Genomic DNA, 12,814 nt, shown 5'->3' with positions numbered 1-12,814 from the left:
GGCCCGGCCGCCTATTCGGCGCCCTGTTGCAGGCTCGTCAGGTAGGGCTGCCAGTCCAGGCTGTCGATCGGGTCGGCCCGGGTGATCTCGTCATCGTCCTCGGCGAAGGTGCGGGCGACGCCGGAGCCGCTGGCCCGCGTCTCGAACCGGACCGTCATCACACCGTGGCCCGCCCCCTGCAACCAGCCGTGCCCGTACCGGCGGTGCGACACATCGTCGCCGATCCGCCAGGGGGTCGGCGCCGCGGCGACGGTGGCCGGGGTTGCCGGGTGTTCGGCGACCTCGTCACGAACCTGGTCGAGGTCCGGGAACAACGATTCCTGCTGCACCAGGGACAGCCCGGAAAAGCCCACCCCGACCAGCCGAATGGGACCGACCTCCACCGGATCGAGGAGCAGCCGGCGGGCGGTCGAGATCAGGGTGGCCGCGTCGGTGGTGGCGTACGGCAGCGTCGCCGAGCGGGTCAAGGTGCTCATATCGGACTTCTTGAGCTTCACGGTGACGGTGCGCGCACCCCTGCCGTCCTTGGTCAGCCGCCGATGCGCGTGTTCACCGATCGGCACCGTCGCATCGCGCAACTGCTCCAGCGTCCGCAGGTCCTCGGCGAACGTCGACTCGGCGCTGATCTGTTTGGCCTCGGCCCGTTCGGCGACGGGGCGATCGTCGATCCCGCGGGCCAGCCGGTGCAGCGCCGGCCCGACCGTACCGCCCAGGATGTCGGCGACCTCCCCATCGCTGAGCGCGGCCAACGCACCGATGGTCTCGATGCCGAGCCGGTTGAGCCGCTCCTCGGCGACCGGGCCGATACCCCACAGCCGGCGCACCGGCAGGCCGTCCAGCAGGAGCCGCTCGGCACTGCGGTCGACGACCCGGATGCCGTCCGGCTTGGCCAGACCGGAGGCGATCTTGGCGACCTGCTTACCCGAGCCCGCCCCGACCGAGGCAATCAGCCCGGTCTGGTCCAACACCTTGGCGCGCAGGGCTTCGCAGAATCGTTCGACCTCGCTCGCGGCCGCGCCGACCAGTTCGGCCGGCTCGCCGAATGCCTCGTCGAAGGACAGCTGTTCCAGCACCGGCACCACCGACCGCACGGTGTCGAACACCCGGCCGCTGGCCACTCCGTACACCGCACCACGCGGCGGCAGCACCACCGCCGGGGCGCCGACCAGCCGGCGTGCCTGGTGCATCGGCATCGCCGAGCGCGCGCCGAAGACCCGGGCCTCATAACTCGCGCCGGCCACCACACCGCGCCCACCCAGACCGCCGACCAGTACCGGGCGCCCACGCAGAGTGGGCCGGGTCAGCTGCTCGACGGACGCGAAGAACGCGTCCATGTCCAGATGCAGGACCCAGCGCTCCACAGTTGTCGATGCTAGGTGCAGCCTCCGACGTCGTTACGCTGACAACCCATGAACGACGTGCCCATCCGCGACGAGACGATTCGCCTCGGGCAGTTCCTCAAACTCGCCGGGCTGATCGACACCGGCGCCGACGCCAAGTCGGTCATCGCCGACGGGCTCGTCACCGTCAACGACGAGGTCGACACCCGCCGCGGCAGGCAACTGCGGCCCGGCGATGTGGTGAGTATCGCCGGGCACCGCGCCCGCGTGGCCCGGCCCTGAACGGCGCGGTGCTGATCAGGCCTTGATCAGGCCTTCATCAGGCCTTGGTGAGGGCGACCGTGACGCCGTCGCCGATCTCGGTACCGTCCACCGGCGCACCGAACTCGAAGCTGGTGGCCAGGATCTCCCCGGCGATCAGATCGCGATGGGTGGCCGCCCAGTCGGCGAACTGTTCCGGCACGGCCATCACCACCATGATCCGGTCGGATACCTCCAGGCCGGTGGACTTGCGCAGCTCCTGCAGCTCCCGGATCCGGTCCTTGGCCCAGCCCTCGGCCTCCAACTCGGGGGTGACGGTGCCGTCGAGCACCACCAGTCCCGCGCCGTCGGGCAGCGCCGCGGTCCATTCCGGTTCGGCGGCCACCAGTTTGGCGGTGTACTCGCCTTCCAGCAGTGTGGTGGGGCCGGCGCTGAGCGTGCCGTCGGCGTTGACCACGCCCTGGCCTGCCTTGACGGCCTTGATGGCGGCCTGCACATCCTTGCCGATCCGCGGTCCGGCCACCCGGGCGTTGACCGCGAGCTCGAACCGGCCGTAGGCGTCGATATCGTCGGTGAGCTCGACCGCCTTCACGTTCAGCTCATCGGCGATCAGATCTTTGAAGGGCTCCAGAACAGACGGATTCTCCACTGCCACAGTCAGTTTCGTCAGCGGCAGCCGCACCCGCAACTTCTTGGCCTTACGCAGCGAGGATCCCGTCGAACACACCTCACGGACCTGATCCATGGCGGCCACCAGTTCCGGGTCGGCGGGTAGCAGACCTTCCTCGGGCCAGTCGGTCAGGTGCACCGACCGCTCCCCCGTCAGGCCCCGCCAGATGACCTCGGAGACCAGCGGCAGCAGCGGCGCCGCCAGCCGCCCCGTCACTTCGAGGACGGTGTGCAGAGTGTCGATCGCGGCGGGGTCTTCCGCCCAGAACCTCTGACGTGACCGCCGCACATACCAGTTCGTCAGCGCCTCGGTGAACTGGCGCAGCTGTTCGCACGCACCCGAGATATCGCAGCCATCCAACGACGCGGTGAGGTCATCACGCAGCGCAGCCAGCTTGGCCAGGATGTAGCGGTCCAGCACATGGGTGGAATCGGTGCGCCAGGTGCCGCGGTGCGGTGCGTACAACGTCAGGAACGAGTAGGCGTTCCAGAACGGCAGCTGCACCTGACGCACCCCTTCCCGGATGCCCTGTTCGGTGACGATCAGGTTGCCGCCGCGCAGGATCGGCGAGGCCATCAGGAACCAGCGCATGGCGTCGGAGCCGTCGCGGTCGAACACCTCGGACACGTCCGGGTAGTTGCGCAGCGACTTGCTCATCTTCTGGCCGTCATTGCCCAACACGATGCCGTGTGCCACACAGGTTTTGAACGCCGGCTTGTCGAACAGCGCGGTGGCCAGCACGTGCATCGTGTAGAACCAGCCGCGGGTCTGGCCGATGTACTCGACGATGAAATCGCCGGGGAAGTGCGCGTCCGTGCCTCCCCCGGTACCGCCCTCGAACCAGTCCTTGTTCTCGAACGGGTAGTGCACCTGGGCGTACGGCATCGATCCGGAGTCGAACCACACGTCGAAGACATCCTCGATGCGGCGCATCGTCGAGCGGCCGGTCGGATCGTCGGGGTTGGGCCGGGTCAGCTCATCGATGAAGGGCCGGTGCAGATTGTCCGGGCGCACGCCGAAGTCGCGCTCCAGCTCGTCCAGGCTGCCGTACACATCGACACGCGGATACGCCGGATCGTCGGACTTCCACACCGGAATCGGGCTGCCCCAGTACCGGTTCCGTGAGACCGACCAGTCCCTGGCGTTCGAGAGCCACTTGCCGAACTGGCCGTCCTTGACGTGTTCGGGATACCAGGTGATCTGCTGGTTGAGCTCGACCATGCGGTCGCGGAACTCCGTCACCTTGATGAACCAGGACGACACCGCCCGGTAGATCAGCGGATTGCGGCAGCGCCAGCAGTGCGGGTAGGAGTGGTCGTAGGTCTCCTGGCGCAGCAGCACCGCGCCGTTGACCGCTGCCGCGCCGGTGCCGTTCTTGAGGTCGCGGATGATCTGCGCGTTGGCCTCGAAGACGTGCAGGCCCGCGTAGTCGGGCACCGTCGTGTCGAATCGGCCTTTGGAATCCACCGGGGTGACGGCGACGATATCGGCGGTGTCGGCGGTGGCCTTGTCGTCCTCACCGTAGGCGGGCGCCATGTGCACCAGGCCGGTGCCGTCCTCGGTGCTGACGAAGTCCGCTCCGAGCACCTGGAACGAATTGACCGCATCCGGAAAGTACGGGAACGGCGGCGCGTAACGCAGGCCCAGCAGCTGTTCACCGGTGTAGGTCGCCACCACCACCGGCTCCTCGCCGAGTTCGCGCGCGTAGGCGCCCAGCCGCGCCTCGGCCAGCACGTACCGGTGTCCGTCGGGTCCCTCGACGACGACGTAGGTGACCTCGGGGTTGACGGCGACGGCCTGGTTGGACGGCAGCGTCCACGGTGTCGTGGTCCAGATCAGCAGGTAGCACCCGCCCAGATCGGGGCCGGCGCTGTCGTCGATCCGGAACCCGACCGTCAGCGCGGGGTCCTGCCTGCTCTGGTAGACGTCATCGTCCATCCGCAGCTCGTGGTTGGACAGCGGGGTCTCGTCGTTCCAGCAGTACGGCAACACCCGGTTGCCCTCATAGGCCAGGCCCTTGTCCCACAGCTGTTTGAAGGCCCAGATCACCGACTCCATGAAGCCGGGATCGAGGGTCTTGTAATCGTTGTCGAAGTCGACCCAGCGGGCCTGGCGGGTGACGTAGGCCCGCCACTCGTCGGTGTACTTGAGCACCGAGGCGCGGCAGGCGTCGTTGAAGGCGCCGATACCCATGGCCTCGATCTGCGCCTTGTCGGCGATGCCGAGTTGGCGCTGCACCTCGAGCTCGGCGGGCAGACCGTGGGTGTCCCAGCCGAAGCGGCGTTCCACCTTGTACCCGCGCATGGTCCGGTAGCGCGGGACGATGTCCTTGACGTAGCCGGTGAGCAGGTGGCCGTAATGCGGCAGGCCGTTGGCGAACGGCGGGCCGTCATAGAAGACGTACTCGGGGGCATCGGCGCGCCCGTCCAGACTGGCGCGGAACGTGCCGTCGGCAGCCCAGTACGCCAGCACATCGGTTTCCAGTGCCGGGAAGTTCGGCGATCCGCCCGTGAGCTTCGGGTAGGTGGCCACGTTGGCGGACATATGGGGTCGTCTCCTGTGCCAGGTATGTCAGGCACGGGGACGAACGTCGCGCCGGTGCGCGAGCGCCGCGGTACCACCCCGCTTGCACACCACACACATGTGCCGCTCATTCGCGGGCGATGACGGGCCCACCCGTTCGGTTCTACCGAGCCGCAACCGGCTTTTCTTCCGAAGGCTCCCCGGTGATGGCCGGATCTATGCCGATGGGAGGAGTTTACGTCAGGCGGCGTCGACCGCCGCCGGCACGGCCTCCGAGGCGATCTCGATGAGCGCCAGCGGGAACTGCTCGGTGAGCTCGACGATGGTGTACTCCTCGAACCGGCGGGTGTCGTACCACCAGTCCAGGTTGAGCACGTCGCCGCTGCGGTACGCCCGCAGCTTCAGCGCGTGGCCGAGGCCGGGGATGACCTCACACGCCGGTGCCGGATCGGCGTAACTGAACGCCACCTCGGCCTCGGGGTGTGCGCCGTGACGGGCGGCCGCGCCCGCGATCGCGGCCCGGACCTCGGTCAGCATCCCGGTCGCGTCGACCTCGGAAGGCGACGCGCAGCTCAGGCCGAGGGCGTGCACGGTGGTCTCGGCCGTCGACTGACGCACGAGGTCGACGGCAACCACGCCGCTGCCGATCGTGCGGTGGACGGTGCGGGCCAGCGCGGCCAGCAGGATCTGCTCGGCCGGCACGCGCAGGTGCCGGCTGGCACCTGCGAGCTCTTCGCTGAGCACCTCCGACAACGGCACCTGCACCCGCTGCAGATCATCGGGCTTCGGCGCGTCGTCGACGTCGTAGTCGGTGAGCATGACGGTGGCACCCAGATCGGCGGCAACGTCATCGAGTGCAAGCCCGATGCCGGAGGGAGAAAATTCGCCGGTTTCGACTCTGTTCCGGAATAGCGGAGCAACCATGGGCACCACATTACGGCCTGTGTCCCAGAATTGGGACACAACTCCCTAAAGTGTGACGCCAGTGTCAATTAAGGAATTCATGTCCGCTGTTTGGTTGCTGGCGCCCAATAGCGGGATGCCGTTATTGTAGGTGGGTGCCACGTACCGATGAGAACGGTCGACAACTCAAAGCGCTGCTCGATTACCTGCTCGACGGTGATGTCGAGGCCAAGGACATCTACGACGCCCTCGGTATCTCCAGCAGCACGTACTACCGGCGGATCAAAGAGGCCAGCTACCCCGACGCCGAGGAACTTCGCCGCGTCGCCGATCGCTTCACCTTGAGTTATCCCGACCTTCAGGTGCGTTTCGGGCTCATGAGCCGCCAAGAGGTGTGGAATTACATCGAGTCGACGCCGTTCACCGTCACCGCGGTGAAGGAAGCGGTGCGCGAGGAGGTCGGCACCCGGCAGCAGACCCGCCCGCCACGACTGTCCCAACTCACGCCGCGTAGCGACGCGCCCCCGCTCTAACCAGTAGTATTTGCTGACAATAATTCAGCTCGAAGGCGACAAAGATGCAACTGACCATCCTCATCGCGATCACCTTGGCGTGTATCGCGTGGAGCTTGTGGATCCGTCGCGTCACCTGGTCGTGCCGCTGGGAAGTTGCCGCGACCCTCAACATCGCGTTACAGGGCCTGGCGGTTCTGCTGATGTCGCCGCTGGCCTCGGAAACCCTGGGCAAACTGCTGCACACGATGACCGGTATGTGGAACCTCGAGGACTACATCGGCCACGACTGCTACATCGTCGCGGCGTCGGCCATCGTCTACAACGCCGTCGGCAGGTTGCAGGACGACCACGCCATGCAAAGCTCCTTCAAGCAGTACATCGAGCGTCCGGCCACGCTGTGCATCCCGCTGATGCTGGCCGCCTTCTCCCTGAGCAACGGCGCCACGGTGTACCGCGCCGACTTCTTCGAGGTGCCCACCGACTTCTGGCTCAGCCTGTACTGGCTGATGGTCTGCGGCATGCTGATCTACCTGCTCGGCTATGGGGTGCGCGCCCTGCTGGTGCTGCGCAAAGACCCCAAGTCACGGGCCATCGCCAATGTCTATCTGGTCGCCTCGGGGAGCGGCATCCTGGCCTGTGCCATCCGGATCGTCACCGCCTACGTCGTGCCCTTGCAGATCTGGGATGGCGGCACGCTGGTCTGGATCTTCGCCTGTGGGTGCGCGGCGGGCTTCGCCCTGACCTCGGCGCACTCCTGGCGGGTCAAGACGAAGTGGTTCAGCAGAGCCAGTCGCTGACCGCCCGATCGGCCGACCCGGCGGACGCCGGTACCGAATAGACTTCCCGCTCATGAGAATCGTTGTGGCAGTCCACGGCACGCGCGGCGACGTCGAACCCTGCGCCGCGGTGGCGCGCGAACTGCGCAACCGGGGGCACGAGGTCAGGATCGCCGTGCCGCCCAATCTCATCGGCTTCGTGGAGTCGGTCGGCCTGGGACCCGCCGTCGCCTATGGTGTCGACTCCCAGAAACAGGTGGAAAGCGACGCGTTCCAGAACTATTGGAAGCTGAAGAACCCGGTGGCCGCCATCAAGGAGGGCATCGCCTACTACACCGACGGGTGGGCGGATATGAACGCCACCCTCACCGAGCTGGCCGCCGATGCCGACCTCATCCTGACCGGGACCACCTATCAGGAGGTGGCCGCCAACGTCGCCGAGCGCTACGACATCCCGATGGCGGCCCTGCACTACTTCCCGGCCCGGCCCAACAGCCACCTGCTGGCGGTACCGCTACCGTCGTGGGCCATCAAACCCAGCTTCGCGGTTGGCGAGTGGGCCCTGTGGCGCCTCGGCAAGTCCGCCGAGGACGCCCAGCGCCGCACCCTGGGCTTGCCGGCCACCAACATCCGCTCGGCGCGGCGCATCGTCGAGGCGGGGGCGTTGGAGATCCAGGCCTACGACCCGACCTTCTTCCCCGGCCTGGCGCAGGAGTGGGGCGGCACGCGTCCCCTGGTCGGCGCGATCACCCTGGGGCTGGAGACGGCCATCGACGAGGAGGTGACCTCCTGGATCAACGCCGGCACCCCGCCGATCTACTTCGGCTTCGGCAGCATGCCGGTGGAGTCCCCCGCCGACGCGGTCGCCATGATCACCCAGGTCTGCGCCGAACTGGGTGAACGCGCGCTGATCAGCGCCGGCGTCTGGGAGCTCGACGAGATCGCGGCGGCCGAGCACGTCAAGCTGGTCGGCGCGGTGAACCACTCCGCGGTGTTCCCGGCCTGCCGGGCCGTCGTGCACCACGGTGGCGCCGGAACCACCGCCGCGGGCGCCCGAGCCGGTGTGCCCACCCTGGTGTTGTGGGTGTCCGCCGATCAGCCGGTGTGGGCGAGGGCCGTGCGCAAGCTGAAAATCGGGACCTCGCAACGGTTCACCTCGATGAACAAGAAGTCGCTCACCGCCGCGCTGCGGACCGTGCTGGATCCGGCCGTCGCCCGGCGGGCCCGCGAGTTCGCCGCCGGTCTGGCCACGCCGGCGCAGAGCGTGGCCTCGGCAGCCGACCTGATCGAGCACGCGGCACGCCCCGTCCGGACCGGCTAGAACGTCGCCGCGAGCCCGAAATCGTCCAAGGCGCCGGCCAGCGCGTGCCGGATCGCGGCGCGCGAGTTGTCGCCGCCCACGGTCCAGCCGCCCGCCGCGACGAAGACCCGTCCGTGCAGCCGGCCCGACACCAGCCCCAGATACCCGTTCATCTGATTGAGGTCGCGTGAGGTGATCCGCGGTTCCAGCAGCCGCAGCGAGACGTAGTCCGCGTCGGTGCCGTCGGGCCGGTTCACCGCGGGGTCGAGCTCCCCCATGTTCGAGCAGCCGATCGGGCTGTTCACCGACACCACCATGGCTTCCAGGCGGCGTACCAACGCCTTCGGCGTGAGCGGCGTCAGCGGCAGCGGCCCCATCAACCGGGCCGACATCTCGGCAGATTCCGACAGCGCCTGTTTCATGGCCGCGCGGACACCCGCGAGGTCGGCGGTGACCACGGCCGGATCGGCGGTCATATGCGTGGCGATGAGCGCATTGGCGCGGGTGTCCCCCGGCTGCCGCTCACTGACCGGCCAGGAGAGTTTGACCAGCCCGTCGGCGGCCACCCGGCCGCGCCGGGCGCCGAGCCGCGCCGCGAGCCCGGCGAACAGCGAGTTACTGGTTCCACCAAGGGCTTTCGCGGTTCGATCCCAGTCATCGATATCGATGAAAGCCGTGACGTTCGGCGCCACCACCGGGCGGTCGTCACCGTCGCGCGGTGGCTGCGCCGCGGTCCGGAACGACGTCGCCAGATCCGCGCGCTCGCTGCGTGCGACCGCGACGGTGGCCGCGATCGCGCGTCCCATCGACGGCACCGCCCGCAACACCTGCACGCCGTCCTCACGCAGCGCCCTGCCGCGCGGCCGCGACCCCGGCGGTGGATAGCCGAGATCCAGGACGACCCCGTTGACGGCGTCGGCGACGGCCATCGAGAAGCCCTGACCGTCGGCCACCGAGTGCGACGCCGTCAAGCTCAGCGCGGCGCCGCCGTCGGTCAGGGGTTGGACCCCGAGACGCCACCCCGGCCCGCTCGCCGGGTCGATCGGCAGGGCCACGTGCTCGTCGGCGAAGTCCCACACCTGCTCGCGGGACCGGGGCTCGGCGTAGGTGTCGATCCCGGGCGGCTCCGGCTCGGCCACCCACCGATGCCTGCCGATCGGCAGCGGCGAGCACTCGATGCGCCGGCCCAGCAGCGTGCCCACCAGGTTGCGGTGAAAACGCCGCACGCCGGCCATGTCGATCGGCCGCCGGTAGATCCAGATGTACTGCATGATGGGTCCGCGGCCGAGGGCCCGGAGTCCGTGGAACGACGTCTGATCGATGTAGGCGAGGGTGTTGTCTGTCCCTGTCACGAAACCCGACGGTCTCAGGCCGACTGCACTTTGTCGTCCAGCCGGTCGAACTGGCGATTGCGGTACAACTCCGCCGACGACGACCGGCGCACCTTACCGCTGGTGGTCAGCGGGATCGAACCGCTCGGCACGAAGACCAGATCGGCGGCGCTGATCCCGTGTGTCTCCGACACCGCGGTCGCCACATCGCGCTTGATCAACGCCAGCTCGTCCTCGGCGATCTGTTCGCGCTTCTTGATCTCGATCACCGCGACCAGCTGCTCGGTGCGGTCCTCCTCGACCGAGAAGGCGGCCACCCGGCCCCCGGTGATCTCGCTGATGGTGGACTCGATGTCGTCCGGGTAGTGGTTGCGGCCGCGCACGATCAGCAGATCCTTGATCCGGCCGATGATGAACAGCTCGCCCTCGGAAATGACCCCGAGGTCGCCGGTGCGCAGCCACGGACCTGCGGGCGTACCCGCGGTCGGGCCGACGATCTCGGCTTTGAAGACCCGCTCAGTCTGCTCCGGCTTGCGCCAGTAGCCGAGGCAGTTGTTCTCGCCGTAGGTCCAGATCTCACCGATGATCCCGGCCGGGCATTCGACACCGGTCTCCGGATCGACGATGCGCACCAGCGGTGAGGTCTCCGTGCCGTAGCTGACCAGCGCGGTGCCGTCCTCCAACGCGCAGCGCTCGGCGTGCCCGGCGGCCAGCTTGTCGGCGTCGAACGCGGCGACACTGGGCGGGCTGCCGGCCTCGCGGGTGGCGACGTAGAGGGTGGCCTCGGCCAGTCCGTAGGACGGCTTGAGCACCTCGGGATGGAAGTTGAACTTGGCGAACCGCTGCGCGAAGCGGCGCAGCGTGGCCTCGTGCACCCGCTCGGCACCGCTGACCAGCGCTGCGACGCCGCCGAGGTCGAGCCCGGCCATATCCTCATCGGTGGTGCGGCCGGCGGCCAGCTCGAAGGCGAAGTTGGGGCCGGCGGTCAGCACATTCGGGTAGCTCGCCATCATCTGGACCCAGCGGGCGGGCTTGGCCGCGAACGCCATCGGGGTGGTGAACACGGTGTGCCAGCCGCCCAGGATGGGATAGCCGATCCCAAAGAGCAGGCCCATGTCGTGGTAGAAGGGCAGCCAGATGGCCACCGTGGTGTTCGGCGGTGCCACATTGCCGTGCGCGGCGAACTCGTCGTGCACGAACTGCTCGAAGTTCGCCGACACGTTGGCGTTGGTGACCATCACGCCGGCCGGGGTGCGGGTGGACCCGGAGGTGTACTGGAGGTACGCCGTCTCCGGGAACTCCTCCCGGGACTTGAGGTTCTTGCGCCGCTCGTCCAGGTCCAGCTTGTCGACCTCGATGATCACCGGTGCCGGGCGGTCCTCGCTCGCGACCGCGTATTCGGTCAGCGATTCGGTGACGGCCGACGTGGTGAGCAGCAGGGCCGGGGCCGAGTCCGCGATGACGGCGGCGATGCGCTCGTCGTGCCGGCCCACCTTGGGTGCCGACAGCGGGACCCCGATCAGACCGGCCTGCAGCGTGGCCAGGAACGCGACGACGTACTCCAGCCCCTGCGGCGCGACGATGACGGCGCGTTCGCCGATCTCGGCGATCTGGCGAAGTTCCCAGGCCAGGCTGTGCACCCGCCGGTGCAGCTGGGCCCAGGTGAGGCTGATGGCGACACCGTCGGGATCGATCTCGTAGTTCAGATAGGTGTATGCCAGGTCATCGGGCTGCAGACTGGCGCGTTCGCGCAGCACACCGACGAGAGAACTCTGTGTCATGGGCATAAACCTCTATCAGTCATCACGCTCTGTCAGTCAGCACGGCCGGCGTGCTATCGAATCTCGCCGGTGAGTTCGAATTCGGCCAGGGTGTCGGCGACCAGCTCCCGAAGGAGCGCCTTGGAGTTTTCGGCACCGGGCTTGTACGCCTCGACGCCGATGTTGATTTTGCCACCTACCAGCACGGAAACCACAACCAACTGGCCGCCGCTGAGTTCCAGGAAGTGTCGGGTGAGTCCCTGATCGACGCCGCGGAACACGGTGAAATCCGCCGGGGTGCCATCCACCGAGGCCAGGGCCTCGGGCATGACACCGATATTCGAGCAGGTGACGGGCAGGTCGTTGGCACCCACGATGCTGTCGGCCAACAGCCGGACGGCCTTGCGCGGCAGCAAAGGCACCAGCGGTAGCACGTCCAGGAGCGGATTGGGCGTCTCCTCGTTGGTCTTGAGCGCCTCGCGGACGACAGCCCGCACCGCGGTCAGATCCTTGGTCACCGGGGTCGGGTCGACCTTGACGTTGGTCAGCGACATCGCGTTGGCGCGATAATCCTTGTCACCGCGGTCGGCCTTGGCGATCATCAACGTCACACTGCCGTCGGGGCCGCGGCGATCCAACCGTTCGCCCAACCGGGCAGCGAAACCGGCCAGCAGCGCGTAAGTGTTACCGCCCAGGGCGTGGGCCCGCTCCTCCCAGAGCGCGGGGTCGATCCAGACCGACGTCCACGGCACCAGGACGGGCTCGTCGGGACCGGTGGGCTTCTTCCGCGGCGCGGGTGTGCTCCCGCCCGCATGCGCGGGGGCGTTCTCGGCGCCTTCGCGGACGAGCCTGACCAGTTTGGCCGCCGCCCGCGCCGCCTGCGGCAGCTCGCGCACGGTATCCCACAGGTCCGCCGCGATGGCGCGCCCGGTGCGGCGGGAATACGGTGCGGGATAACCGATGTCGATCTTGTTGTCGATCACGGCCGCCCACACCGCCAGTGCGGCGCCGACGCCGTCACCCAGGCAGTGCGTGCCCACCACGCAGACCGCCGTCGAGCCGTCGTCCAGCGGCTGGACGGCGATATGCCAACCCGGGCCCTCCTCGGCGTCGACGTGGATCTGGGACCGGAAATCGATCCAGTCGTTGAGGTCCTCGCGCGGGATCGGTGTCTCGTTGACCTCCAGCGGGGACGCCGGTCCCGGTGTGGCCACCCACCGGTACCGGCCGAACGGCAGCGGCGAACGCTCGATGCGCCGGCCCGCCATGCCGTAACCGAAATTGCGGTGGAAGCGCCGCACGCCCGCCATGTCGATGGGGCGCTCGTAGACCCAGACACACTGGATCGTCTGCATCCGGCCGGTGGCGTTCAACGACCGGACCATGCCTTCGTCGAACAGGGCCAGGCGGTTGTCCATCTGCACTCCTGGGATCT

Annotated in this window: 10 protein-coding genes; 4 read left to right on the top strand and 6 right to left on the bottom strand. The window is 68.2% G+C overall.

Annotated elements, in window-relative coordinates; all coding sequences use genetic code 11:
- Positions 1–11 precede the first annotated feature (11 nt).
- Positions 12–1,361 carry a DNA polymerase IV gene (locus FHU31_RS14745; protein WP_167159392.1) on the bottom strand — a complete coding sequence of 450 codons (1,350 nt, stop codon included), beginning with the start codon at positions 1,359–1,361 and terminating at the stop codon, positions 12–14.
- Positions 1,362–1,409: 48 nt separating this feature from the next.
- On the opposite strand from FHU31_RS14745, the gene FHU31_RS14740 reads away from it, so the two are divergent.
- Positions 1,410–1,622, top strand: coding sequence for an RNA-binding S4 domain-containing protein (locus FHU31_RS14740; RefSeq protein ID WP_167159390.1), 213 nt, complete (start codon positions 1,410–1,412; stop codon positions 1,620–1,622).
- Between the two features lie 37 nt (positions 1,623–1,659).
- Here the strand turns inward: FHU31_RS14740 and ileS are convergent, their stop codons facing one another.
- Entirely contained in the window at positions 1,660–4,803 is a 3,144-nt protein-coding gene (gene ileS / locus FHU31_RS14735) for an isoleucine--tRNA ligase (RefSeq protein WP_409371245.1), read from the bottom strand.
- A gap of 231 nt (positions 4,804–5,034) precedes the next feature.
- Positions 5,035–5,718: a hypothetical protein gene (locus FHU31_RS14730; protein ID WP_167159386.1), complete on the bottom strand. Its 684-nt coding sequence runs from the start codon at positions 5,716–5,718 to the stop codon at positions 5,035–5,037.
- A gap of 134 nt (positions 5,719–5,852) precedes the next feature.
- On the opposite strand from FHU31_RS14730, the gene FHU31_RS14725 reads away from it, so the two are divergent.
- From FHU31_RS14725 to FHU31_RS14715, 3 genes are read left to right on the top strand one after another with little or no spacing between them, the layout of a single operon-like run.
- Entirely contained in the window at positions 5,853–6,230 is a 378-nt protein-coding gene (locus tag FHU31_RS14725; RefSeq protein WP_167159384.1) for an XRE family transcriptional regulator, read from the top strand.
- A 44-nt stretch (positions 6,231–6,274) separates the two neighbouring features.
- The gene (locus FHU31_RS14720; protein WP_167159382.1) at positions 6,275–7,009 is read left to right on the top strand and encodes a hypothetical protein; all 735 of its coding nucleotides are present in this window, start codon (positions 6,275–6,277) and stop codon (positions 7,007–7,009) included.
- Between the two features lie 52 nt (positions 7,010–7,061).
- Entirely contained in the window at positions 7,062–8,309 is a 1,248-nt protein-coding gene (locus FHU31_RS14715) for a glycosyltransferase (RefSeq protein ID WP_167159380.1), read from the top strand.
- On the opposite strand, the gene FHU31_RS14710 is transcribed toward FHU31_RS14715, so the two are convergent.
- From FHU31_RS14710 to FHU31_RS14700, 3 genes are read right to left on the bottom strand one after another with little or no spacing between them, the layout of a single operon-like run.
- Positions 8,306–9,640 (bottom strand): condensation domain-containing protein, encoded by a 1,335-nt coding sequence (locus FHU31_RS14710; RefSeq protein WP_167159379.1) that lies wholly within the window; start codon positions 9,638–9,640, stop codon positions 8,306–8,308. The two genes, FHU31_RS14715 and FHU31_RS14710, sit on opposite strands and share 4 nt — an antisense overlap.
- Before the next feature lie 14 nt (positions 9,641–9,654).
- The gene (locus tag FHU31_RS14705; RefSeq protein WP_167159377.1) at positions 9,655–11,406 is read right to left on the bottom strand and encodes an AMP-binding protein; all 1,752 of its coding nucleotides are present in this window, start codon (positions 11,404–11,406) and stop codon (positions 9,655–9,657) included.
- Positions 11,407–11,453: 47 nt separating this feature from the next.
- Positions 11,454–12,797 carry a hypothetical protein gene (locus FHU31_RS14700; RefSeq protein ID WP_167159375.1) on the bottom strand — a complete coding sequence of 448 codons (1,344 nt, stop codon included), beginning with the start codon at positions 12,795–12,797 and terminating at the stop codon, positions 11,454–11,456.
- Between the last annotated feature and the right edge of the window lie 17 nt (positions 12,798–12,814).

This window comes from Mycolicibacterium fluoranthenivorans (genome assembly GCF_011758805.1).
Classification (GTDB): domain Bacteria; phylum Actinomycetota; class Actinomycetes; order Mycobacteriales; family Mycobacteriaceae; genus Mycobacterium; species Mycobacterium fluoranthenivorans.
The sequence above is the reverse complement of the archived record's forward strand: the minus strand, read 5'-3'. Positions and strand labels throughout refer to the sequence as shown.

Bases quoted from the DNA above. Each gene is read 5' to 3' on its own strand.
- FHU31_RS14740 (WP_167159390.1), top strand. From the start codon at position 1,410: ATGAACGACGTGCCCATCCGCGACGAGACGATTCGCCTCGGGCAGTTC.
- FHU31_RS14730 (WP_167159386.1), bottom strand. From the start codon at position 5,718: ATGGTTGCTCCGCTATTCCGGAACAGAGTCGAAACCGGCGAATTTTCT.
- FHU31_RS14720 (WP_167159382.1), top strand. From the start codon at position 6,275: ATGCAACTGACCATCCTCATCGCGATCACCTTGGCGTGTATCGCGTGG.
- FHU31_RS14715 (WP_167159380.1), top strand. From the start codon at position 7,062: ATGAGAATCGTTGTGGCAGTCCACGGCACGCGCGGCGACGTCGAACCC.
- FHU31_RS14705 (WP_167159377.1), bottom strand. From the start codon at position 11,406: ATGCCCATGACACAGAGTTCTCTCGTCGGTGTGCTGCGCGAACGCGCC.
- FHU31_RS14700 (WP_167159375.1), bottom strand. From the start codon at position 12,797: ATGGACAACCGCCTGGCCCTGTTCGACGAAGGCATGGTCCGGTCGTTG.